The organism is Weizmannia agrestimuris (assembly GCF_943193165.1).
In the GTDB taxonomy this organism is placed as follows: domain Bacteria; phylum Bacillota; class Bacilli; order Bacillales; family Bacillaceae_C; genus Weizmannia; species Weizmannia faecalis.
Genome location: NZ_CALPDC010000002.1, coordinates 75,030 through 98,269, shown reverse-complemented (window position 1 = coordinate 98,269; position 23,240 = coordinate 75,030). Strand labels below are relative to the sequence as shown.

At 48.5% G+C, this 23,240-nt stretch carries 29 protein-coding genes; 3 read left to right on the top strand and 26 right to left on the bottom strand.

Going from position 1 to position 23,240, the window contains the following annotated elements:
- Positions 1–137 precede the first annotated feature (137 nt).
- The 9 genes from ccsB to NFR98_RS01780 all read right to left on the bottom strand — a co-directional run bounded on the left by ccsB (position 138) and on the right by NFR98_RS01780 (position 8,272).
- On the bottom strand, positions 138–1,337 hold the full coding sequence (ccsB, locus tag NFR98_RS01820) for a c-type cytochrome biogenesis protein CcsB (protein WP_061087040.1): 1,200 nt from the start codon (positions 1,335–1,337) through the stop codon (positions 138–140).
- A 43-nt stretch (positions 1,338–1,380) separates the two neighbouring features.
- Positions 1,381–3,021 carry a cytochrome c biogenesis protein ResB gene (gene resB / locus NFR98_RS01815; RefSeq protein WP_014098123.1) on the bottom strand — a complete coding sequence of 547 codons (1,641 nt, stop codon included), beginning with the start codon at positions 3,019–3,021 and terminating at the stop codon, positions 1,381–1,383.
- Between the two features lie 15 nt (positions 3,022–3,036).
- The gene (gene resA / locus NFR98_RS01810; RefSeq protein WP_014098122.1) at positions 3,037–3,576 is read right to left on the bottom strand and encodes a thiol-disulfide oxidoreductase ResA; all 540 of its coding nucleotides are present in this window, start codon (positions 3,574–3,576) and stop codon (positions 3,037–3,039) included.
- Positions 3,577–3,693: 117 nt separating this feature from the next.
- Positions 3,694–4,431, bottom strand: coding sequence for a pseudouridine synthase (locus tag NFR98_RS01805; RefSeq protein WP_014098121.1), 738 nt, complete (start codon positions 4,429–4,431; stop codon positions 3,694–3,696).
- Between the two features lie 131 nt (positions 4,432–4,562).
- A complete protein-coding gene (locus NFR98_RS01800) occupies positions 4,563–5,096 on the bottom strand; it encodes a spore maturation protein (RefSeq protein ID WP_014098120.1) in 534 nt (177 codons plus the stop codon).
- A complete protein-coding gene (locus NFR98_RS01795; RefSeq protein ID WP_013859547.1) occupies positions 5,096–5,686 on the bottom strand; it encodes a nucleoside recognition domain-containing protein in 591 nt (196 codons plus the stop codon). The genes NFR98_RS01800 and NFR98_RS01795 overlap by 1 nt, the downstream gene beginning before the upstream one ends.
- Positions 5,679–6,959, bottom strand: a complete 1,281-nt coding sequence (locus NFR98_RS01790; protein ID WP_211062343.1) for a D-alanyl-D-alanine carboxypeptidase family protein — start codon at positions 6,957–6,959, stop codon at positions 5,679–5,681. Before NFR98_RS01790 ends, NFR98_RS01795 begins: the two co-directional genes overlap by 8 nt.
- On the bottom strand, positions 6,925–7,527 hold the full coding sequence (gene scpB, locus NFR98_RS01785; RefSeq protein WP_014098117.1) for an SMC-Scp complex subunit ScpB: 603 nt from the start codon (positions 7,525–7,527) through the stop codon (positions 6,925–6,927). Before scpB ends, NFR98_RS01790 begins: the two co-directional genes overlap by 35 nt.
- A gap of 1 nt (position 7,528) precedes the next feature.
- Positions 7,529–8,272, bottom strand: a complete 744-nt coding sequence (locus NFR98_RS01780) for a segregation/condensation protein A (protein WP_017550482.1) — start codon at positions 8,270–8,272, stop codon at positions 7,529–7,531.
- Between the two features lie 156 nt (positions 8,273–8,428).
- Between NFR98_RS01780 and NFR98_RS01775 the strand changes: the two genes are divergently transcribed.
- Positions 8,429–8,521 carry a YjcZ family sporulation protein gene (locus NFR98_RS01775; protein ID WP_014098115.1) on the top strand — a complete coding sequence of 31 codons (93 nt, stop codon included), beginning with the start codon at positions 8,429–8,431 and terminating at the stop codon, positions 8,519–8,521.
- 70 nt (positions 8,522–8,591) lie between these two features.
- On the opposite strand, the gene NFR98_RS01770 is transcribed toward NFR98_RS01775, so the two are convergent.
- The 16 genes from NFR98_RS01770 to NFR98_RS01695 all read right to left on the bottom strand — a co-directional run bounded on the left by NFR98_RS01770 (position 8,592) and on the right by NFR98_RS01695 (position 21,273).
- Complete coding sequence (locus NFR98_RS01770) at positions 8,592–8,951, bottom strand: GNAT family N-acetyltransferase (RefSeq protein ID WP_014098114.1); 360 nt, start codon at positions 8,949–8,951, stop codon at positions 8,592–8,594.
- A 148-nt stretch (positions 8,952–9,099) separates the two neighbouring features.
- Positions 9,100–10,416: a diaminopimelate decarboxylase gene (lysA, locus tag NFR98_RS01765; RefSeq protein WP_035184659.1), complete on the bottom strand. Its 1,317-nt coding sequence runs from the start codon at positions 10,414–10,416 to the stop codon at positions 9,100–9,102.
- 142 nt (positions 10,417–10,558) lie between these two features.
- The gene (locus NFR98_RS01760; RefSeq protein ID WP_014098112.1) at positions 10,559–12,037 is read right to left on the bottom strand and encodes a spore germination protein; all 1,479 of its coding nucleotides are present in this window, start codon (positions 12,035–12,037) and stop codon (positions 10,559–10,561) included.
- On the bottom strand, positions 12,030–12,602 hold the full coding sequence (spoVAEA, locus tag NFR98_RS01755) for a stage V sporulation protein SpoVABEA (protein ID WP_014098111.1): 573 nt from the start codon (positions 12,600–12,602) through the stop codon (positions 12,030–12,032). The genes NFR98_RS01760 and spoVAEA overlap by 8 nt, the downstream gene beginning before the upstream one ends.
- A gap of 16 nt (positions 12,603–12,618) precedes the next feature.
- Positions 12,619–13,044 carry a stage V sporulation protein AB gene (locus NFR98_RS01750; RefSeq protein ID WP_014098110.1) on the bottom strand — a complete coding sequence of 142 codons (426 nt, stop codon included), beginning with the start codon at positions 13,042–13,044 and terminating at the stop codon, positions 12,619–12,621.
- Positions 13,031–13,651 carry a stage V sporulation protein AA gene (locus NFR98_RS01745; protein WP_014098109.1) on the bottom strand — a complete coding sequence of 207 codons (621 nt, stop codon included), beginning with the start codon at positions 13,649–13,651 and terminating at the stop codon, positions 13,031–13,033. Before NFR98_RS01745 ends, NFR98_RS01750 begins: the two co-directional genes overlap by 14 nt.
- A 205-nt stretch (positions 13,652–13,856) precedes the next feature.
- Positions 13,857–14,615, bottom strand: coding sequence for an RNA polymerase sporulation sigma factor SigF (sigF, locus tag NFR98_RS01740; RefSeq protein WP_014098108.1), 759 nt, complete (start codon positions 14,613–14,615; stop codon positions 13,857–13,859).
- Between the two features lie 12 nt (positions 14,616–14,627).
- Complete coding sequence (gene spoIIAB / locus NFR98_RS01735; RefSeq protein WP_061087018.1) at positions 14,628–15,071, bottom strand: anti-sigma F factor; 444 nt, start codon at positions 15,069–15,071, stop codon at positions 14,628–14,630.
- Positions 15,072–15,422 (bottom strand): anti-sigma F factor antagonist, encoded by a 351-nt coding sequence (gene spoIIAA / locus NFR98_RS01730; RefSeq protein ID WP_014098106.1) that lies wholly within the window; start codon positions 15,420–15,422, stop codon positions 15,072–15,074.
- A 111-nt stretch (positions 15,423–15,533) separates the two neighbouring features.
- Positions 15,534–16,697 carry a D-alanyl-D-alanine carboxypeptidase family protein gene (locus NFR98_RS01725; protein ID WP_251459560.1) on the bottom strand — a complete coding sequence of 388 codons (1,164 nt, stop codon included), beginning with the start codon at positions 16,695–16,697 and terminating at the stop codon, positions 15,534–15,536.
- 273 nt (positions 16,698–16,970) lie between these two features.
- Positions 16,971–17,864 carry a site-specific tyrosine recombinase XerD gene (gene xerD / locus NFR98_RS01720; RefSeq protein WP_251459558.1) on the bottom strand — a complete coding sequence of 298 codons (894 nt, stop codon included), beginning with the start codon at positions 17,862–17,864 and terminating at the stop codon, positions 16,971–16,973.
- 5 nt (positions 17,865–17,869) lie between these two features.
- The gene (locus NFR98_RS01715; RefSeq protein ID WP_013859564.1) at positions 17,870–18,088 is read right to left on the bottom strand and encodes a YqzK family protein; all 219 of its coding nucleotides are present in this window, start codon (positions 18,086–18,088) and stop codon (positions 17,870–17,872) included.
- Between the two features lie 140 nt (positions 18,089–18,228).
- Entirely contained in the window at positions 18,229–18,705 is a 477-nt protein-coding gene (gene fur / locus NFR98_RS01710; RefSeq protein WP_013859565.1) for a ferric iron uptake transcriptional regulator, read from the bottom strand.
- 109 nt (positions 18,706–18,814) lie between these two features.
- Positions 18,815–19,459 carry a stage II sporulation protein M gene (gene spoIIM, locus NFR98_RS01705; RefSeq protein ID WP_035188054.1) on the bottom strand — a complete coding sequence of 215 codons (645 nt, stop codon included), beginning with the start codon at positions 19,457–19,459 and terminating at the stop codon, positions 18,815–18,817.
- A 93-nt stretch (positions 19,460–19,552) separates the two neighbouring features.
- Positions 19,553–20,728 carry an endonuclease Q family protein gene (locus NFR98_RS01700; protein WP_251459556.1) on the bottom strand — a complete coding sequence of 392 codons (1,176 nt, stop codon included), beginning with the start codon at positions 20,726–20,728 and terminating at the stop codon, positions 19,553–19,555.
- Complete coding sequence (locus tag NFR98_RS01695) at positions 20,725–21,273, bottom strand: NUDIX hydrolase (protein ID WP_035184647.1); 549 nt, start codon at positions 21,271–21,273, stop codon at positions 20,725–20,727. The genes NFR98_RS01700 and NFR98_RS01695 overlap by 4 nt, the downstream gene beginning before the upstream one ends.
- Before the next feature lie 85 nt (positions 21,274–21,358).
- Between NFR98_RS01695 and mciZ the strand changes: the two genes are divergently transcribed.
- Complete coding sequence (gene mciZ, locus NFR98_RS01690; protein WP_035184645.1) at positions 21,359–21,490, top strand: Z-ring formation inhibitor MciZ; 132 nt, start codon at positions 21,359–21,361, stop codon at positions 21,488–21,490.
- 69 nt (positions 21,491–21,559) lie between these two features.
- Positions 21,560–22,471 (top strand): aldo/keto reductase, encoded by a 912-nt coding sequence (locus NFR98_RS01685; RefSeq protein WP_026683310.1) that lies wholly within the window; start codon positions 21,560–21,562, stop codon positions 22,469–22,471.
- A gap of 205 nt (positions 22,472–22,676) precedes the next feature.
- Here NFR98_RS01685 and NFR98_RS01680 read toward each other — a convergent pair whose 3' ends face one another.
- Complete coding sequence (locus tag NFR98_RS01680) at positions 22,677–22,925, bottom strand: YqkE family protein (protein ID WP_026104517.1); 249 nt, start codon at positions 22,923–22,925, stop codon at positions 22,677–22,679.
- Positions 22,926–23,240 lie beyond the last annotated feature (315 nt).

Below are 23,240 nucleotides of genomic sequence, written 5' to 3'. Positions count from 1 at the left end.
GCTATTCCTCCTCAGTCAATATCAGCCGCCTGCCCGGGCAAGATACATCCGCCGGTAAAATCCTTGCGGGTCCATGCAAGCCCCCGCATTCCCGGGTGGGGCTCCCGGGGATGCGCAGGATTCAAAAGCTTACAAAATCAGGCATACGAATGCAGCCCGGCAATGACAAGATTTACTGCAATCAGGTTAAACAGAATAATGGCAAAGCCAATGACGGCCAGCCAGGCGGATTTTTCACCTTGCCAGCCTCTTGACATGCGCAAATGGAGAAAGGCGGCATAAAACAGCCACGTAACCAGTGCCCACACTTCTTTCGGGTCCCAGCTCCAAAATTTGCTCCAGGCAATTTGTGCCCAGATCATCGCAAAGATTAACGCGCCGAGTGTGAACACCGGAAATCCGATCAATACCGAGCGGTAGCCGATCTCATCCATTAAATCTAAATTTAGATTTTTGGTGAGCGGTTTTAACAGCGCGCCGATCCGCTTTCTGGCCGCCAACCGGACCAGCGCGTAAAGAATCATGCCGCTGAAAACAGACCAGAGGACCGTGTTCAGTTTGACGGCATTGATAAAGGCCGGCACGTAAAACCACGGCTTCATTCTCCCGGCTGTTAAAATTTCCCCGTCATGCGGCCCGATAACAGCCGGCATATGGTAGACGAGGGCATTTTCCCCCGTGTTTTTTGCCCCGTTGCGGTCAATCCAGCTGAAATCCACTTTGTAATGAAACAAGCCGAAAGCGGATTTTGCAACAATAAAACCGGCGATGCAGATTAAACAAAGCATAACAAATTCCAGCCAGAAAGTCTGCCGGTTTGATTTTTGCTGATCAGTGCTTTTCACAAGGTAAATCAGCCCGGCAGCAAAACTGACAGCAAGAATGGCCTCCCCGGCGGCCGCCGTTGTCACATGAATCTGCAGCCAGTAGCTCCTGAGAGACGGCACGAGCGGATTGATGTCTTTCGGGAACATGCTTGCATAGGCAATCAAAAGAAGTGCAACCGGCAAAGCAAACAGCCCGAGCACCGCACTCCTGTAAAGAAAATAAATGACCATAAAGGCTCCAACAAGCATCATACCAAAAAAAGTAGTGAATTCAAATAAATTACTTACAGGGGCATGCCCGGATGCGATCCACCTTGTAATAAAATAACCGGCCTGGCAAATAAACCCCGCAACCGTTGCGAAGATCGCAAAATTTCCCCACTTCGTTTTTTGCGGCCCAGTGCTTCCCTGTCCCTTTTTCGGTGTGCGGATCGCGCCGCCAAACAGTAAAGTGCCGATTAAATACAAAAGAAATGCGGCGAACAACAACCGGCTGCTCGTTTCGACCAGATTTTCCAATTTTCCCCCTCCTCATCCGATTGCTCCTGTCTGTTTAAGCCGTATGGGCCTGTTGCGGATTCTTCCGTTCTTTTCTGTCAACAAGCGCCGGCATGCCGGATGCGCTGAGCACCCATTCCAGCTCCCTTTTTAGCCCGTACCAGTTTTTATTTGTATGGGCTGCCAAAAGCACGGCGCCTTTCTCCCGCTTCAGCCAGAAACGGCGGTGATTCCAGTACGCGCCTTGAATAACCCCGATCATAAAGATCGCGCCCCCAACGGCCAGTACCCAGAGCGTCTCGTCTTTTCTTACGGCCAAAGCAGAAACATTCCGCGTTTCAAGCCCGGCAAAAGCCAGCTTGTAGTCATTTTTTCCGAGCGGTTCCACAGTCTGACGGATGGCAACAAAGCTTTTTTCCCCTTTCGGATGCTCCGGCGAAATTAAGCTAAAAAGAAAAGCAGGATTGTTTGGAATATACGAATCCGTTTGCGGCTCCCCGTTTTTGGCAAACCCTGTAAACGAAGGATAGTAGCCGAGCAGCTTGACTTTATAGCCTTTTCCGAGCGGGTACTCCGCCTTTGGATGGTACAGGTCAATTTTAAGTTTGCCGTATATTTTTTTATTCGACTTCTTCTCAAAAGCAAAAGACATCGCCTGGAATTCATCCAGCTTGTAATCCATTTGATACACGGCGTAATGTCCGAATTTCAAAGGTTTATTGACCTGGATGCGGTAGAATTTCACTTTTTTAAGCGGGGCGTCTTCCCCTAAAACGCGCTTTTTCCCCTGCTTGTAAAGCACGGCGTCCGTCTCGAAATTTTTCGCAACATTGCCGACCCTATTCAGTGCCGATTCAAAATTTTGATTGTCTTTTTTGCTGTAAACTTGCAGCTTGAATTGCTTGTTCAGGAGCACATACTGCCCGTTTGTGCCGGGGAGCACCGCTTTTTCTCCTTCCCTCACCCAGACCAGTTCATCGACATACATGCCGGGAACAAAGCGGAGCATAGAGCCGCAAAGAAAGATGATCAATCCGATATGGTTGACGTACGGCCCCCAGCGGGAAAACCGATTTTTCTCGGCAAATAAGTTCCCGCCTTCTTCGCGGATTTTATAATGTTTCGCTTCAAGCCGGTGTTTGACCTGTGTATAAGCGGCGTCATCGATGACCCCATCTTTTTTCACGTACAGGCGCTGCCGCTTCAGAAACCCTTCATGGCGCGCTGCTTTCTGGTTTAAGAGGGCGCGGCGCAGCGGGATAAAGCGGTCAAGGCTGCAAATGACGAGCGAAACGCCGATCAGGGCGATGAAAAGCAGATACCACCAGGAATTGTAAAGGTTATCAAATCCGAGCGTATACCAGAGCTTGCCGAACCAGCCGTACTGATTCTCGTAATACTCGGACGGGTCGACATTGGAAGGGATATAGTCGGCCTGGGGCAGCACAGTGCCGAGTGCTGACGCAATTAACGTCAGGACAATCAGCCAGACGCCGGTTTTTACGGACGAAAAAAAATTCCAGATTTTATCCACCGGCGTTTTTTTATACACTTGCGACCTGCGCGCGCTCCCTTCATACCGCATATCATGGAGAACTGCCGCCTCCGCTTCTGCTGTCAGCGCTTTCCCACACGACTCGCACAAAACGGTCCCGGGAGGATTCACATGTCCGCACTCACATTTTATATCCTTCATTGTCTCTCTCCTCGGTTATGGTTTGATCATATCCATCATGTCCTGAATGTCTTTTTTGGAGAGGTTTTGGTTTCCAATGATCACTTTTTTGACTTTCCCGTCCGGCCCGATCAAAAAGGTTGTCGGAAGGGGGTCGATGTGATACGCATGCTGAACATCGCCGTTTTTATCAATCAGCACCGGGAACGTTAGCCCATACTGTTTCACGAATTCGTCCACAAGAAAGCGCGTATTTTTTACGTGGACGGCAAGAATTTCCACGCCTTTTGGTTTATAGGATGAATAGAGTTCATTCATATAAGGCATTTCTTTCTTGCACGGCTCACACCATGTCCCCCAAAAATTCAAAAGGACACCTTTCCCTTTATAATCAGATAACCGGTACGTTTTCCCATTCAAATCTTTCAGGATAAAATCAGGGGCCTTATCCCCCGCTGCAAGCGCTCCCCGCGACTCCTTCGTCGCATTTGCATACAGTGTGTAACCGACAGCCAATATCAAAACAGCGAGAATCGCGGCGCGGAAAATGAGACGTTTCTGTTTCGTTTGTGACATTGCTCCTCCCCCTGTCCAAAAGTGTCACACAACTCTCATACATTATAACATTTTTCTGTCCTTTTTCGCTGTTTTTTGAAGTTTTTGTGAACAAAATAAGCCCCTTAACTTGCGCTTTTATTTACGGGAGGCGTCGCCGTTTTCGGCAAGGGATCTTAACGTCTTGACTTCGTGCGGGGTGAGCTCCCTTTTTTCGCCCGCGTTTAATCCTTTTAATGTCAGCATGCCGTATGCTTCGCGCCGCAGTTTTTCAACCGGGTAGCCGAGATGTTCGAACATGCGCCTCACTTGCCTGTTTCTGCCTTCATGGATCGTAAGCTGGACGATCGCTTTCTTTTTTCGTTTGTCCATGGACAACAGTTTTGCCCTGGCAGGCGCAGTCATGCCGTCCTTTAGCCGGATCCCTTTTTCCAGCTGCTTTAATTCCTGCCTGGATGGAATGCCGGAAAGCCTTGCAATATACGTTTTGTCGATTTCAAAACGCGGATGCATCAGAAGGTTTGCAAATTCACCGTCATTGGTGACTACTAAAAGGCCCGACGTGTCGTAGTCGAGCCGGCCGACCGGATAAACCCTTGCACCTGCATCGCGGAAATAATCGCTTACCGTTTTTCTCCCTTTGTCATCGCTGACAGCGGAAATCACCCCTCTTGGTTTATAAAAAAGGTAATATACTTTTTCTTCACGCTCAAGCGGAATACCTTCCACTTCAATTTTATCCGACTGGGACACTTTTGTCCCCAGCGTTCTGACTGTCTCCCCGTTCACTTTTACTTTCCCTTCCAGTATCAGCTGTTCCGCTTTTCTCCGGGATGTGACACCGGCCTGTGCGATCACTTTTTGCAAACGTTCCATCCGTTACACCTCAATCTGTTTTGCTTAAACTATCCTTTAAGCATTATGGCATAACGTAAATAAAATGCAAAGCCGGACGAGCGAAACAAGCACCCTGAAATGACGGAGAAACCGTTTTTTCTTTTACCGCGTCAGAATAACAACAGCACCATGAAAATCGCAATTATAATCCCGAACAGATCGGCGAGCAGCCCGACTTTTAAGGCGTCCCCCATTTTCCGGATGCCGACTGCCCCGAAATAAACGGTTACAACATAAAGGGTGGTGTCCGTGCTGCCCTGGATGACGGATGCCATTCTCCCGATGAGCGAGTCCGGCCCGTATGTTTTGATCAGATCCGCCATCAGGGCAAGAGCGGCATTGCCGGAAACCGGCCGGATCAAAGCAAGCGGCACGACTTCAGATGGGATACCGAGCAAATGCAGGGCCGGTTTTAAAAATCCGACAAAAAAATCGAGCGCCCCTGAGGCCCTGAAAATTGTGATCGAGACAAGCATGCCAACTAAAAAAGGAATGATGGAAAAGGCAATTTTAATGCCTTCTTTGCCGCCTTCCACAAATGTTTCGTAAGCCGGCACTTTTTTCCATGCGCTGTAAAGTAGGATAAATCCGACCATTGCCGGAATCAGCCAAATTGAAATCAGTGAGATCCATTTCAAAAACATCACTTCCTCCGTTTCGTCCGCCGGTGGTAAAAATAGCGGTCAATGCAAATGGCGGCAATGGTCGTTGCAAAAGTGGCGATGCAGGTCGGCGCCACAATCTCGGTCGGATGCGCGGAACCTGCATTCAGGCGGATAGCAATCACCGTTGCCGGAATAAGTGTGAGCCCGGATGTGTTTAAAGCAAGGAACGTGATCATTGAACGGCTTGCTTCCGGTTTCCTTCCGTTCAGTTCGTGCAGCTGCTCCATCGCTTTAATGCCGAGCGGAGTGGCGGCATTTCCGAGCCCAAACATATTGGCAATCATATTGGAGAGGATGTAGCCGAGTGCCGGATGGTTGTCCGGCACATCCGGAAACAATTTTTTTATCACCGGCCGGAACAGGCGGGAAAGTTTTGAAAGGAGGCCTGAAACTTCCGCAATCTTCATCATCCCGAGCCAGAAAACAAGAACGCTGATCAGGCCGATGCTGATCGAGACCGCATCGCGCGCGGATGTAAAAATCGCCTCGTTCACCGCCTGCATCTTGCCATTTACCGCCGCAAAAACGAGCCCGATCACGGCCATGCCGATCCAAATATAATTAACCATTGTTTTTCAGCCCCAATTGGATCCAAAATGTCTCTTTGAACTGTTCAAGCCATGTTTCTTTCTCTTTAACCGGCGTTTTCTGATAATAAATAGGCGTGCTCGCGATCACCTTTTCGTTTAAATAAACAATCGCCCTTCCGACGGTCTCCGGCACTTTTTCCGGGTCTTTCCACGAATTTTCAGGCTTTTTGATCCGGTATTTGACTTTTACGGCGTCTTCTTCTCCGGCTTTAAGCGGGTAGGTGATATCCCGTTTCACATAAACATGCTGTTTCAAATATTTCGTGCGGACGGCGGCAACCGGCCCCTCTTCCACAATCCGTTTCCTGTCATACTGGCTGAAGCCGTACTCATACATCGCAATATGGTCATCCCAGTCATCCGAATCGTTCAGTGTAACGGCGATGAGATTTTCGCCGCCTTTTGCCGCCGTTGTCACAAGTGTCCGTCTGGCCGCTTTCGTATAACCGGTTTTCCCGCCCGTACAGTACCGGTACTTTTCAGTCAGCAGCCGGTTTTTGTTCCGCCAGCCTTTGTAAAATTTCGTGCCGGTAATTTTCCGGAACTCTTTATTTTGCATCGCGTATTTCATTAACAGCGCCATATCGTAAGCGGTCGAATAATGGCGGCCACCCGGGTCTTCAAGGCCGTTCGGGTTGGCAAAATGGGTGTCATGCATGCCGATCTCCTTCGCTTTTTCGTTCATCATAAAAACAAAGCCTTCTATGCTGCCCCCGACATTTTCGGCAATGACATTGGCGGCGTCATTTCCCGACCGGAGCATGAGCCCGTAAACAAGATCCTTCATTTTCCATTTGTCTCCCGGTTTCAAATACAATGATGACCCCTCGGTACGTACGGCGCGGTTCGAAACGACAGCCTCCTTGTCCATTTTTCCCGATTCAATGGCCACTAGCGCCGTCATAATTTTCGTAATCGAGGCAATGCTTCTCGGTTCATATGCATCTTTTTCGTACAAAATCCGCCCTGTATCCTGGTCCATTAATATCGCGCTTTTTGCCTGCACAGACGGCGTATCAGCAGCAGCCGCTCCGGGCGGAAGGGCCGAAAAAACAAGCACTGCAAGCGCCGCATATAGGAAGTACCGTTTCATAAAGAAGCTCCTTTTTTCAGCTTTTCCAAACCGTGTTTTGTACAAGTTTATGCACGGAACAGGAAGAAATAACCGGAATATGTGTGAGACGAAAAAAGCCTGCACCAATTTGGGCAAGCTTTCTTCACGGCGAAAATCCGTTTTCGCCTTTTTCTTCATGGAATTTTTCAAAAAACAGATCTGCTTCTTCCTGCGAAAATTCGTCTTCCGGCTGTTCGGGAAACGGCGGCAGTTCTTTTAAACTTTTCAGCCCGAAATGGTCAAGAAATTCTTTGGTCGTACCGTAAAGGATTGCCCGCCCGGCGCCTTCCTGCCTGCCGACTTCCTGGATGAGCCCTTTTGCCATCAGCGTCTGCAGCGGCCTTTCTGTTTTCACACCGCGGATTTCTTCGATTTCAATTCTTGTAATCGGCTGTTTATAGGAGATGATCGCCAGTGTTTCAAGTGCCGCCTGCGATAATGTATTCGTATTCGGGGATTCGACCAGTTTTTTTAAATACGGCGCATGCTCTTTTTTGGTTGCCAACTGGTACGTGCCGGCCAGTTCAATGAGCGTAATGCCGCGATCCGGGTCGTTTTCATATTGTTCTTTTAAACGCTTTAAAATTTCAACTGCTTCAAACTCTTCAATTTCCATTACATGGGAAATTTGCTTCAGGGAAAGCCCCTCGTCCCCTGCAACAAACAACAGGCTTTCGAGGATGCCTTTCCAATGGACGATTTCCATATCAATCCCCCTCTTTCCTTACAACGGTAATGTCACCGAAATTTTCTTCCTGTACCGCCATAATTTGATGGCGCTTAATCAGTTCCAGGACAGCCAAAAAAGTTACGACAATTTGTTCTTTATCGTGAAAAGAGAATAAGTCGTAAAATTGGACGCTTCCCGGCGCCGTTTCCAGCTGTTTTAAAATTTCATCCATTCTTTCTTCGATCGAGATTTCCTGCCGTGTGATTTTGGTAAACAGCGGTTTTTGCAATTTTTTTCTGCGCAAAAGTTTATTTAACGCGCCGATCATATCATAGATCGTCACATTGGCGCCGATTTTTCTTCCATCTGCGTCCGACGCATACGCCGACAAATCGCTCGGCGGCTTGGTGAAGATTTCGCTGCGGCCGGCTTCAAGGCGTTTGAACGTGCTGGCTGCTTCCTTGTATTTTTTGTATTCGAGGAGGCGCTCGACAAGTTGTTCGCGCGGGTCTTCTTCCACCGTATAATCTTCATCCGGTTCATCTGGCTCCTGTTTTGGCAAAAGCATTTTGCTTTTGATCGCCAAAAGCGTGGCCGCCATCACAAGATATTCGCTTGCGACGTCCAGTTCAAGCTCTTTCATTGTATGGATGTAGTCCAAATACTGCTCGGTAATTTCAGCAACCGGAATATCGTAAATGTCGATTTCAAGCTGGTGGATCAGATGCAAAAGCAGATCGAGCGGTCCTTCAAACGCGCCGATTTTCACCTTATATTCCATAAAATTGTACACCGTTCCTTTTTCAAAGCGTCAAAATAAGTATAGCCTGAAACGTATGTATCTCCAATCAAAAGCGCGCAGATGGGCAGGAGTCCATACACGTTCCGGCGCGCCTACATAGTATACCATGTAATGACTGTTGAGGGAGGGGTTATCATGGCTGACGGTTTTGGCTGGGGCAGCGGATTTGCGTTAATTGTCGTGCTTTTTATTTTGTTGATCATTGTCGGCAGTGCGTATATCTGGTAACCGTAAAAAGGGCCTCCGGCATCATGCCGGCAGGTCCTTTTTGCCGTATCCGAAATAAAAGAAGACCCGGTCAGGACAGGTCTTCTTTTTCAGCACACTTATGGAAGAAGTCAACAATGTATTTATTCGGAACCACTTCTTTTCCTTCATACATTTGTTTTAAAGCCTTGACCATGCTTTTCCCGATTCCTTGGTCGCGATAAGACGGATTGACGGAAATATGCTGGATTTCCACTTTGTCCCCATCCAGTACAACCCCGATCAGGCCAACAATGTCATCATCCTCTTTCCATAAAAAAAGCTGCCACTTGTCTTCTGTTTCGTACAATTGCTTTGTTTGCTGCAGCTTTTTCAAATCTTTTTCATCTGGCATAAAGGACAACAGGCCCATTGCAATCTTATCGAAAGATTTTTTATACCGAATTAACATACTGAATCCCTCGTAATCATCCAATTTAATTCAAACGCTTTACTTATTAGTATATTCCTATTTCAGAGAAAGTAAACAAGGCACGTACAATATTTTCCAAAAGCAAGTCCGGAAAACAAGTGCCATCCGCTTTTCCGCCCCGGATTTGTCAAGAAAGCGGCACGCGCAGACGGAGATCATTGCGGATCAGGTCTTCGTACGTCTCCCGCTTTACGACAAGCTCATCTTTGCCGTTTTCGACAAACACAACCGGCGGGCGTGGGATCCGGTTATAGTTATTTGCCATCGAATAACCGTAAGCGCCAGTGCAAAATACGGCCAAAAGGTCATCGCTGCCTGTCTTCGGCAGCGGCAGATCCCAAATCAGCATATCCCCCGACTCGCAGCATTTCCCGGCAACGGATACGGTCTCTTCGCACTTATCAAGCGGACGGTTGGCCAGCACTGCTTCATATTTTGCGTCATAAAGTGCCGGGCGGATATTGTCGCTCATCCCCCCGTCAACCGCAATATATTTTCTGACATGCGGCACTTCCTTGCGGGACCCGACCGAATAAAGCGTCGTCCCGGCTTCGCCGACAAGCGAGCGGCCCGGTTCGATCCAGATCTCGGGAACCGGCAGGCGGCGGGAACCGGCCTGTTTCTTCACTTCTTTGACGATTTCTTCTACATAATAAGCAGGCGGAAGCGGATGGTCTTCTTCCGTATAGCGGATGCCGAAACCACCGCCAAGGTTAAGCACTTCCGGAAAATAACCGTACCTGGCATGCCACTCGTCCAGTTTATCCATAATTTTCTGCACAGCCAGGACAAAGCCGGCTGTTTCAAAAATTTGCGATCCGATATGGCAATGCACCCCGAGCAATTTTATCCAGCCGGATGAAAGCACCTGCTTCAGCGCCGCCTCCGCCTGCCCGTTTTGCAAGTCAAAACCGAATTTTGAATCTTCCTGGCCCGTTAAAATATAATCATGCGTATGGGCTTCAATGCCCGGTGTGACCCTTAAGAGCGCGGAAACTTTGCGGCCTTTTTCAGCGCACAAGTTTTCCAGCATGTCAAGCTCGTAAAAATTATCGGCAACGATGCAGCCGATTCCGGCATCAAGCGCCATTTCCAATTCTTCCCGGCTTTTATTGTTGCCGTGGAAATGAATGTGTTCAACAGGAAACCCGGCAGCAAGGGCAGTATACAGTTCCCCGCCTGAAACAACATCCAAAGACAGCCCCTCTTCATCTGCAAGCTGGATCATGGCAATGGCGGAAAAAGCCTTGCTGGCATAAGCAACCTGGGATTTGACGCCGAGTTTCCGGAATGTTTCCTTGAACGCTCTGGCCCTTTGCCGTATTAAAGCAACGTCATATACATAAAGAGGCGTTCCGTAACGGGCAGCGAGGCTTACCGTGTCAACACCGCCGATTTCGAGATGCCCCTTTCCATTTACCTTTACCGACCCGTTATGCTTCATGTTTTCAACCCCACCTAATATTCCGCCAATCGGGAGAGAAGCCTTCCCGGCATAAACCGGGGTAGGCTTCCCTCCCTTTCCTAGAGCTTTTGCGTTAATTTTCTACTAACTTTAACATAAAAACAGGCTTTCTGCAATAGTTTCAAGCTTCAGGCGGCTGGCGGAAGCGATCGACCGGGTGGACAATGCTCGGGCGGTACTTGGAGCCCGGAACCGGCCTTCTGAACAGGATTTGGAAAAATGCCTGCGGGTTAAACGGGATAAACGGCCAGAAATACGGCGTGTTCAACGGCCGGATGGACACGAGGAACAGCAGAAAAACGGTGCTGCCGATCACAAAGCCTTTGACTTTAAAAATTGCTACGATAATCAGTAAAATCATTCTCACAAGTTTATTCGCCACGCTCAGCTCATAACTTGGTGTGACAAAAGTGCCAATCGCCGCGGCGGATACATACAAAATGACTTCCGAAACAAACAGCCCGGCTTCAACCGCAATCTGCCCGACCAAAACGGCCGCAATCAAGCCCATGGCGGTGGCGAGCGGCGTCGGCGTATGGATGGCGGCAACCCGCATAAACTCAATGCCTAAATCGGCGATAAGAAGCTGAAGGACAAGCGGGACATGCGACTGCTTATTCGGCCCAATGTAATCCAGTTGCTCCGGCAAAAGCGACGGTTCCACCGCCACTAAATACCAAAGCGGCAGGAGAAAAAGAGAAACGGCAATCCCGAAAAACCGCACCCAGCGGATAAACGTGCCGACAGCTGCAGCCTGGCGGTATTCTTCGGCGTGCTGCATATGGTGAAAAACCGTTGTCGGCATAATCATCACGCTTGGTGAAGTGTCCACCAATACAAGCACATGCCCCTCCAGCAAATGGGTGGCCGCGACGTCCGCCCGTTCCGTATAGCGGATCAGCGGGAAAGGATTATAATTTTGTTTCAAAATAAATTCTTCTACCGTTTTATCTGCCATCGTAATTCCGTCAATATCAATCGCCTTCAGTTCTTTTCTGACCGTTTCGATGACTTCGGGATCTGCCACGCCTTCAATATAAGCAATCGATACATCCGTTTTCGAGCGTTCGCCAACTTTCATCATTTCAAAGCGCAGCCGCTCATCGCGGATCCGCCGCCGCGTCAAGGCCGTATTGATAACAATATTTTCAACATAACCGTCACGCGCCCCACGGACGACTTTTTCCGTATCCGGTTCCATCGGCGTCCTTCCCGGATAACTGCGAACATCGATAATAAATGCTTCTTGTTTTCCTTCGACATAAATGGCGATCAGCCCGGACAGCACTTCATCGACCATTTCATCATAGGTTTTGACTTTTTCGACCTGCATATGGACGATGTAATTTTCAACAAGCTCATGCACTTTCCCGGAAGAAAATTTGCCGTTATTTAATCTCAGCAGTTCTCTCATAATTTGGATAATCGAAATCGTTTCCGTGAGCCCGTTGACATAGTACAGCTGGATTTCTGTATCAAGGACCTGGATTTTTCTGACACCAATATCATAACTGATGCCAAGTCCGACTTTATTTTTAAAAAATGCTTCCACTTCTGCCGGATTGGATGAAATCAGCCTTTTCCTGCCTGTTTCAGCCATGCTTGAACCCGCTCCTTTCCAAGATCAGTCGTACCGCTTTTTCTGTGATCGGGGCGCCGATATGATAATCGTCTTTTTTCGACATTTTGCCGACATCCCCGATGCCGACAATAATGGGCACGTCCAGCCGGTCAAGACTGTAAACCGTGTCCCCGTTGATTTTTTTCAAATCCATTTCCGGAATGCCGAATTTGTCCACCCCGTACGGCGTGATTTCACCGGTATTGTCAATGCACACATCCACCCTTGACCATTCGGCCTGATGGGTTTTCGATGCGACCGCAATCACGCCGAGCACTTCGATGCGCGGATGCCCGGCCACAAAAGTGAGCGCCTCTTCGCCGGGTCCCGGGCCGATCACCCCTGAATCATCGAACATGGCAAAAACAGGGTCTCCGGCCGCCTTGAGGATCAGGTCCGCGATCTGCTCCCCACAAAGCCGGGTTGGATTTCCGTATGATTGTGAAATACAGCGCCCGCCCATTTTTTTCGCGACGCATTCGATTGCTTTTTTCGCATACTCATCCCCGTCCGTGACAAGGATCACCCGCCGTTTTTCCCCCATGCCGGTTGTTCCTTTCTTAATGATTTACATAATAAAGCCATTGAAATAAAGCGCCAGCCACCTTCCCGAGCACGATCGCCATCAATGCGCCGGCAAGACGCCCGTCCATTCCAATTCTTTTGGAAAAAATTGGGATGACATTGACCACTTCTGTGAGCGCCGCAGCAAGCATGCCGACAAACAGGCCGCAAAACAACCCGACAGGCGCCGCAACGATTGCTGAAAGCCGGCCGCCTGCGTCACCAAGCCCCCACCATGTCCCGGACAGCACCCCGAATACAACTGCCCATTCGTATGATTGGATGAACCGTTCTGTCCTGGACAGCTGGACAAGCCGCGGCACAATGCCAAGCACCGTTAAAAAAGCCACATACCCGCAGCCGACCACAAGCCCGCCGCCGAGCCCGCAAAACACGGTGAAGATTTGCTTAAGGATGGTCAAAATGTTTCATGTTCTCCTTATTCTCATTCAACAGGATATAATGGTCGATGTCCTGCTGATAGTTGAAAATTTCAACTTCAAGCGGGCTCGGTTCTTCATTAAATTTCTTTTTAAATGCATGGTTAAAAAAAATTACCATACCCGCCCCGAGGCCGAGCGAATAGGGAATTTGAAACATAAGCGGCGTATTGTCGCGGATGCCTGTAATCAGATAATAAATTTTTTCCTGGGCAGCCCGCATGCCGACATCTTCGTGAAAATTGATAATCCCAAGCGCAGAGCCTAAAAAAAGCAAAATCCAAATCAATATAAAAAACAAAAGCGGCAGGTACCTCTTTTTTGCGGCTACTTCCACAATCGTTGCCGCCGGACCGACCGGAGACACGGCAGCGTCCGGAATCTTTTTCTTGATACAGGAAATAATTTTCATCATATCAATGACAACGGTGTTCCCGTCGGCCTTGGAAATGGTTTGGACGGGGGTGTCCAAAAGGGTTTCCTGTATACCGGACGGCGCGTGAATCTGGGCAATATGGGATAATCTTACAGTAAAGCCCGGATTGACGCGAATACGGTGGCGGAGCCGCAAATAAATCGTTTCATCCACTGCCTTCACCCCCTGCTTTCATACGTTGTGTTTGTAGTATGTGATATTGGAAGATTTTCATGCACCAGTTTCATGCTGTATGTATCGTATGATCAGGCGATTCGCCGGACTTTTGCACGCTTCCTGTACTTTTTTCCATTGCCGGATGATTTTCGGCTTCTGTTGGACGCCACATCCGGGAATAAAAAAGCAAAAAAGCGCACGTTTACAACTCCATGCGCTCTTTCATTACTTCAAGTATTTTCTTTTCAAGCCGTGAAACCTGCACTTGCGAAATGCCAAGCCGTTCGGCCACTTCGGACTGTGTCTGGTCTTTGTAATAGCGGAGGTACACAATCAGCCTTTCGCGCTCCTCAAGCCCTCTGATCGCTTCCTGGAGGGCAATCTGGTCAAACCACTTTTGGTCGTTCTGGTCTGAAATCTGGTCGAGAAGCGTGATCGGGTCGCCATCGTTTTCATATACCGTCTCATGGATCGATGACGGGGCTTTGCCTGCCTCCTGCGCCATGACGACTTCCTCGACCGGCATCCCGAGTTCTGATGCGATTTCGTGCACGGTCGGCGATCTCCCCAGCTTTTTCGTTAACTCATCGCGGGTTTTGCGGATCCGGTTGCCCGTTTCTTTCAAAGAACGGCTTACTTTCACCGTCCCGTCGTCGCGCAAAAACCGCTGGATTTCCCCGATGATCATGGGGACTGCATAGGTGGAAAATTTGACGTCATATGAAAGATCAAATTTATCGACCGATTTTAACAGCCCGATACAGCCGATTTGAAATAAGTCATCCGGTTCATATCCGCGATTCAAAAAGCGCTGGACAACCGACCAGACAAGGCGCATATTTTTTTCAACAATCAGGTCGCGTGCCCCCTGGTCCCCTTCCTGGCTGCGCCTGATCAGGTTTTTCACTTCCTCATCTTTTAACCGGGTTTTCTTTTCTGCCTTTTTCAGTTCTGCATCCATCGGCACGACTCCTTAATTGCATAAGGCGTTTTTCAAGGCCAAATGCTTTTTTAGACGAATGATGGTGCCTGATTCTGGCTGCGACTTGATTTCTACATCGTCCATAAAGTTTTCCATGATCGTAAAGCCCATTCCGGATCTTTCCAGGTCAGGCTTTGTTGTAAATAGCGGCTGCCTGGCTTCTTCAATATCCGCTATGCCTTTTCCTTCATCGCGGACGGTAATTTCAACCGTGCCGTCGTCACAAATGGCAGCCGATACATAAACCATTCCGTCCGGGTTCTCTTCATATCCGTGAATAATCGCGTTTGTTACCGCTTCGGATACGACCGTTTTGATTTCGGTCAATTCATCAAGTGTCGGGTCAAGCTGGGCAACAAAAGCGGCAACCGCCACGCGGGCAAAAGATTCATTCCGGCTGAGCGCGGAAAACTGCAATTGCATTTTATTTTTCATTCAGGCAACCCCCAATCTGTGCAGCGCGTATTGTTCCGATTCATCAAGGCGGATGATTTTAAAGAGGCCGGACAGTTCAAACAACCTTTTTACGGCCGGAGAAATGGCGCAGACGATCATTTCCCCGTTTTTCTGCTTGATCTGTTTGTATCTTCCCAATATCACACCTAAACCGGAGCTATCCATAAAGGAAAGCTGCTCCAGATTTAATACAAGATGGCGGATGCCGTTTTCTTCAATTGCTTTTGTCACACTTGCACGCAAACTTTCAGCCGTATGATGGTCCAATTCCCCCTGCAACCGGATGCACAGGACATCTTTTTTCACTTCCAGGTCAATTGCCAGACTCACAATTAAAGCCTCCTTCGCTGTTAATAGTGAGTCATTTCGACCTTGCTTCCCGTTTTTCCTTCCGGGAGACAAAAGAAGCTTTAAAAAAACAGAAACCAAGCGGATTCGACATCAATCTTTCTGGACAAACATGCCCGCTGCACGTTTAAACAGCTGCCACCAGCCTGCACGTTTCACCGTTTTGTCGGCAACAAGCGTTGTTTTTGAAAGCACCTTTCCGTCTTGGCTGATAGTCAGTGTTCCAATTTCATCGCCTTTTTGGACAGGGGCCTGCACATTTTTTTTGAGCTTCACGGTTTTTTTCAAATTTGACAATTTGACACCTTTTTTCGTCAGCACCGATACCGGTTCGCTCGTCACCGCCCGGACATGCCGCATGCTCCCTTTTGACACTTTGACCTGGTCAAGCGCCGCGCCTTTTTTGTACAGCGGGTGGGAGGTATACTGGCTGAACGCATAGTCAAGCATTTTTGAAACCTGGGCGTTCCGCACTTTTGTTGATGGCGCCCCGAAAACGACGGCGATCACACGCATGCCGTTTTTCTTTGCCGTTGCGGTCAGGCAGAATTTTGCTTCATTTGTAAAGCCGGTTTTCAGGCCGTCAACGCCCGGATAATGGCGGACCAGTTTATTGGTATTGACGAGCCAGAACTTTTTATCGGAGCCTTCCCTTAAGTAATCTTCATATTTGCCGGTGAAATGTGTAATGCCGTGATGTTTCAGCAATTGCTTCGCCATGACGGCCATGTCATAAGCTGAACTGTAGTGACCTTTGACAGGGAGCCCGGTCACATTTTCAAAATGGGTGTTTTTCAAACCAAGCGCTTTTGCCCGTTCATTCATTTTGTCGACAAAAGCTTCTTCGCTTCCGCCAATTCTTTCCGCCATCGCAACGGCCGCGTCATTTGCCGAACCGATCGCAATCCCTTTCAGCATTTGTTCAACCGTCATTTCTTCGCCGGGCTCGAGAAAAATTTGCGATCCGCCCATGGATGCCGCATACTCGCTCGTCCGTACTTTTTCATCCATTTTGATTTCGCCTTTGTCGAGCGCTTCCATAATTAAAAGCATGGTCATGATTTTCGTCATGGAAGCAGGCGGCAATTCTTCATGGCTGTTCTTGCTGTACAGCACTTCGCCCGTGGCCTGTTCAATTAAAATGGCGGATTTCGCTTCCGGCGCCAGTTCATTTTTCTTTTCAGCTGCGAACGCTTCAGGCACAAGGACGCCGGCTGCAAGCATGAAGCAGGTAACCAAACCAATGATTTTCTTCATGATGACCCTCCAACTTGTAAAATCATAAAACGTGAAAACAAAACCTCCGTACACGCTGGGAGATATGCATAAAATCATTTTTTCCAGTTGCGCCATTTTTATACTGGATAAATTCCCTTTCTTCTAATCCGCGGGATGCCGGCTGCCGGACAAATAAAAAACGCACGGTTTTTACGCCGTGCGCCTTAAAGATCTGTTTTTAATTTGCCCCTGTGTTCGCGAAAAACGGGTCCCCGCCAAACCCGCCGCGCCCGAAAAAAAATGCGGCCGGGTTTAAGCCCTTGGATGGAATTTCGCATAAACATCCTTTAACCTCGTTTTGGAAACATGGGTGTAAATTTGCGTTGTGGAAATGTCGGCATGGCCGAGCATTTCCTGAACCGCCCGCAAGTCTGCCCCGTTTTCAATCAGATGAGTGGCAAATGAATGCCTCAGTGTGTGCGGGGTAATGTCTTTCTCAATATTGGCTTTTTTCGCAAGCGCCTTTAATATTTTCCAAAAGCCTTGCCGTGAGAGACGGGCACCGTGATGGTTCAAAAACAGGGCATCCGTTCTATTCGTTTTTGAAACCAGTTTGGGCCGTCCTTCTTTTAAATACCGGTCAAGCGCAGCCGACGCCGTGCGGCCGATCGGGATAATCCTTTCCTTGTCCCCTTTTCCGATACATTTAATAAATCCCATTGATAAATGCAGATCGTCAAGATTAAGGCCGGTCATCTCACTGACGCGCATGCCGGTCGCATACAACAGTTCAAGCATCGCACCATCCCGCATATGAAGAGGGGTATCCCCTTTTGGCGCAGCAAGGAGCGCTTCCACTTCCTGAACGCTCAGCACTTTCGGAAGCGTCCGCTCAGGCTTCGGGGTTTCAATATGGACAGTCGGATCCTGGCCCGCAAATTTTTCCCGCAACAAAAACTGATGAAAAGACCGGATGGAGGCGACATGCCTGGCAATCGTCTTCGAGGACTTTCCCTGCTGTTTTAAAAAGTTCAGAAAGTGGAGGATGTGAAACCGCGTCACTTCATTCCAGGATGTAACAAGCTCCACTTTTTGCAGGTAGCGGAGATAACTGTGCAGATCGCGTTTATAGGACGCGATCGTATTTTCAGCAAGCCCTTTTTCAACGATCATAAAATGCATGAAATCTTTGATTTGATCTTCCATTCCAATTACTCCCCATCCATATAAAAGAGCAGCAGCCGTTCTGCCCAGGCAGGCTTATGGTCCCCGGCACTCACCTTTACAGCCGCGCCTTTTGGTTTTTCATAACGGTGGTAGCTTTCATATTCCTGATTCACCCAAAGCAGGGCAAAGTAGAACAACAATGTGCAGCATAAAAATAAAATGAAGACTTTAAGCGCATGAAGCAAAAGTTTCAGCCACGGCATATCCCGCCCGCCTTTCTGTATCGCTTTACATACAAGCTATGACAGACTTCCGCCGTTTTATACATCCTTTTATGTAAAAATTCAACCGGCTGAAAATGCGGTGTTATAACAAAAACCTTTTCGTCTTGCGAAAAGGCCGGTTATTTTTCGTTTTTTCCGTTTTCGTTTCCCTTTTCTTTTTGCTGGCACCGGTAACAAATCCCGTGAAATGTCAGGCGATGGTCTTTGATAATAAAATTCCAGCGGCTTTCCACAACTTTTTCGACATTTTCCAGTAAATCTTCCTGAATTTCGTCCACCGCGCCGCATTCAATGCAGACAAGATGATGGTGAAAATGTGCGGCGCCTTCCTGCCTCAAATCATAACGGTACACCCCGTCGCCGAAATTGATTTTGTCCACCACTTTCAGTTCGGACAGCAGTTCCAGCGTGCGATAAACGGTGGCCAGACCGATTTCAGGGGATTTTTCTTTCACAAGGAGGTATACATCTTCCGCACTTAAATGGTCTGTTTCATGTTCCAGCAAAACGCGCACGGTTGCTTCCCGTTGCGGCGTCAGTTTGTAGCTGGCCGAATGCAATTGCTTCTTAATTCTATCAATACGAGCTTCTTCCATGATTCCTCCCCCTTGCCGCTGTCTCTGATATTATAGCAGATTAAGGGGAATAGTCAAAATGAAATGATTATAAACAGTTAAAAACAACATTTATTATTTAAGAATGATTTTAATGGATCATCTTCATCACGGCCTGCATCAGCTGCGGAGAAAGATAAGCCTCGATGCAGGCGGCCGCGAGAGATGCGATGAAAACAGCGAGAAGCGCCGTGCAATACCTTAAAAACAATTGAAAAAAAGCAAAGTGGGCAGCCTGTTTCATAAAAATTTTCCGGATCAGGTTCAAGGAAAACATGACAGCCATCACCGAGGTGAAAATAAACAAAGGAATGATCAGCAAATTTTGCGGAAGAACGGTTACAAACGAAAGCAAAAAACCGCCCCATTTCATCTGGTTGACAAGAAAACCGATCGAAAACCCGACGACAAGCCCCTTTAAAAATAAGAGAACAAGAATGAGCGGCAGGCCGATGATCGAAATACCGAGCAGCCAGATGAGGCCGAGAAATTTCAAATTGTGCAGGAAACTTGAACGGAACAGGTCCTCAGGCGCGGCGAGTTTGCCGGTTGAGACTTGTCCGAAAAATTGCTTTAAGTAAAAAAACAAGTCTTCTTTCTGTGCGATCGACAGGCTGTTGACGATGACGGCGCCAAAAATGACGCCCATCAGGAACAACGCGATGACAAATGCATAAATAGAGGAGTTTTCCCGGATATGGCGGCTGACAGGATTTTGCAGGGCAACTTGCTTCATGAGCGGTGTCCCCTCCTTCAAAAGATTGGCACTTGCTATTAATCTATGAAAGGACATAGCCGTTTATGAAAAAAGTCCAAAACCGGAGCGAAACTATTCCGGCTTTGGACTTTTTACCTTGCCATATTTTCCGCCCCCGCCGGCCTCAAACGCCAATTTCCCGGACCGCTGTTTCAAGATCAGTTCCGAAAGCGGCGGTTTTACAACGCTTTTCAAGGCGGATTCGGGCACCCGGTGCAAAATATTCATCTCCGTCCCGAAATGGGCCAGCAGCTTGCCCATCGTTTTCGGTCCGAGCCCCGGCAAAAAATCAAGCGGCACCTGGTGGATGTAGGGTGGCCGGGCAGGATGCGTTTTTGCGTCTGTCAGCTCTTCTATTCTTTCCGAGACACCTTTTGTTTTCAGGCGCGACCCGCAATGCGGGCATGGGCCGTTTGAAACAGGGTTCCGGCATTTGGCGCAAGTCGTTGTATAATATTTCCCAAGTTTCGGGTTTAAGCCGTAATTGGCGGCAATCCGGTTTTCCCCTTCGCCGCGCAAAGCTTTTAACAGCCCTGTAAACCCCGGCGATTCCAGCATCAATTTTTGGTACTCCCTTGCCATTTTGCCGAGGGAATGGGCGTCTGAATTGGTCACGAACGGATAGCGGTGCAACTCGCTAATTTGATCGGCCATGCCGGTATCAGAACTTAATCCCAATTCCACAGCATCTATCAGATCCGGGTCCAGCACTTCTGTTAGCGACCGTTCCACACCTTTTCCATAAAGGCTCTTAAAGGGGGTAAATACATGGGCGGGAATAAACATCCCGGAGAGTTCTTTCGTTTTTTCCTGCACTTTCCGGGCCTCTGCGCGGACCCGCTGTGTGCTTAAATGCGGATTGGACACGCGCCCGCCATACCATGCGGAAAACTTGCCGAGTGTGTCCATATCCGGAAAATAGCTGAGCAGATGGACCGGCCCACGGCAGTTTTCATCATACACTTCCATTTCAATCCCGGGAATCAGCGTGACTTCCCCCTGGTAGAGGAGGCCGCCTTCATCAAGCTGCACCAGTTCACCGGCTGCAAGAAGCGCCTTCATCTCTTCCCTGACTTCCGGGACATGGCAGTCGATCACCCCGACGAGATCGAGCCCTTTCGGCTGTTTGGCCGCCTTTAATATATTTTCAAGCGTCAGGCTTTTTGCCCCCGTAATTTTGACGGGCCGCCCCGTTTTTGTGCGCCCGATGTGGATGTGCAAATCTGCAAAGTACGGATTGACACTCATTTTCGCGCCTCTTCAAGCATCCAGTGCTGGAGGGCAACCAATGTTTTGGCGTCGCATATTTTCCCCGACCGGATCATTTCCCTGACTTCATCCATGCCCAGTTCCAAAATATCGACAAATTCATCATCATCGCCCGCTTTTGGATTGGAAAGTTTTTCAAGGCCGGTTCCGGCATAAAGATGGATATATTCATCCGCAAAGCCCGGTGAAGTATAAAAAGCGGTTACCGGTTCTAATTTCGCGCAGGCATAACCGGTTTCTTCCTCCAGTTCGCGTTTTGCCGCTTCAAGCGGGTCTTCCCCCGGCTCGAGCTTCCCCGCCGGAATTTCAATGAGCGCGCGTTCAGCCGCTTTCCGGTATTGTTCCACCATCACCACTTTATGCTCATTTGTGACCGCAAGCACACAGACGGCGCCGGGGTGCTTAATAATCTCACGTTTCGACGTTTTTCCGTCCGGCAGTTCAACTTCCAAGACTTGCACGTGCAAAATTTTGCCGTTGAAAATTTCTTCCGTCTTCAATGTTTTCTCTTCGTATTTATGCATGTTACCCGGCTCCTTTTGTTCTTCATCTAAAACTGACGCATATATTTTACCATAAAAAACAGACCGTTCCGGGAGGGAAAGCTTGATGATCATCATCGTCCATCCGAAAGGCATCCTTATGAAAGGAAAAGCATGGGAAATTCGCGACCGGCTGAAAACATACCGCAAACAATATAAAACGGTCGCCGAATGGGTTGCAAAAACAGCTTCTTCATAAAGGTTCTGTCCTCATATTTGTATTTTTCCCCGCCCCTTCTATACAATAAAAAAAAGGAGGCAGGAAAACATGGAAAAAAACCGGTTGGGAAATTCAGATTTATATGTTTCAAAGCTCGGGCTCGGCTGCATGTCGCTCGGTACGGATCCGAAAAAAGCACGGGTCGTCATTGAAGCCGCACTTGAAGCAGGCATTAACTATTTTGACACGGCCGATCTTTATGACCACGGAGTGAATGAAAAACTGGTCGGCGAAGCGCTCAAACATGTGCGCGGCGAAGTGATCATTGCCACAAAAGCCGGAAACCGCTGGAATGAAGACGGCAAAACGTGGCGCTGGGATGCTTCCAAAGCTTACATAAAAGAAGCGGCAAAACAAAGCCTGAAACGACTCGGCACGGACTATATCGATTTGTACCAGCTGCACGGCGGCACGATCGAAGACCCGATAGACGAAACGATCGAAGCGTTTGAGGAATTAAAGGCAGAAGGCATCATCCGCGCTTACGGCATTTCTTCCATCCGCCCGAACGTGATCCGCGAATATGTGAAAAAGTCATCCATTGCAAGCGTCATGATGCAGTACAGCCTGCTTGACCGGCGGCCGGAAGAGACCATCACGACGCTTTTAGGCGAAAACGGCATCAGCATTGTCGCAAGAGGCCCGGTCGCAAAAGGGATTTTAAGCGGGCTGCCGGAAAAGATTCCAGCAGACGGTTATCTTGATACCGGTTATGAAGAAATTGTCGCCCTTCTTGAGAAAATCAAAAATACGCTTTTAACCGGCGGGCGGACGATGCTTGAACTTGCACTTCAATATGATCTCGCCTGCCCTCCAGTTGCCGCCGTGGTTGCCGGCGCCAGTTCCCCGGACCAGGTGCGCGCCAATGCAAAAGCCGTAAACGCTGCGCCACTTACACCGGAGGAGCACCGGCTTCTGCGCGAGCTCACCAAACAAAACCGATACGAAGCGCATCGGTAATCTGTTTTCAGCAAAGAATGCACCGCGTTCTTTGCTTTTTTGTTTATTTTTTCACCTTGTTCCAACAGCCCTTTCCCGGTTATGCCGGAAACCATCCCGTTTTCCCCCGTGCAAAGGAAGGATTTAAACGGCAAATGGAAATCAGGGCGTAATCAATCGTACAGGCAGTTGTGTCAAGGCGACTGCCTGTACCATTGCCATCTTTTTAGCCTTTATATCGTTTCCAGTCCAAATCGGATTCTTCCAGCAGTTCCGCAAACGATTTGTTCCGCTCGCGCTGCTTCCGTTCTTCTCTTTTTCGTTCTTCTTCCGCCCTCTTTTTTTCTACTTCCACTGCCGCAAGTTCCTGCTTTGCCTGTTTCAATTTTTCGAGCACATCTTTTTGCAGCGCATCCTTCAGCTGCACTTTCTCATCCTGTTTTCCTTTTTGTTGTGCCTGTCTCTTTTTTGCCATTTGCTGCCGTTTGCAAAAAGCCCGCATGCCTCGAGTGCAGCCGGGGGCATCTTACAAACGGCCTTCACCGCCCTTCTTCTATCATCTTTTTTCATTATAATATATTTACCAATGCTTCATCATCCCTCAGGAGGTCCGTTCATGAGCGACCCGGCTCCCAGACTGAAAAATATTTTCCGGAAGCTGCTTTCTCTCTTTAAATCCATGCGCGATCTCTGGTATAGTAGCGTTAAAGAAGAAATTTGCAAGGTTTTCGAATCTTTTCAGGGCTGCTTTTCGTATAAGACGTATGGCCGAATCAACCAAGATCGTGAT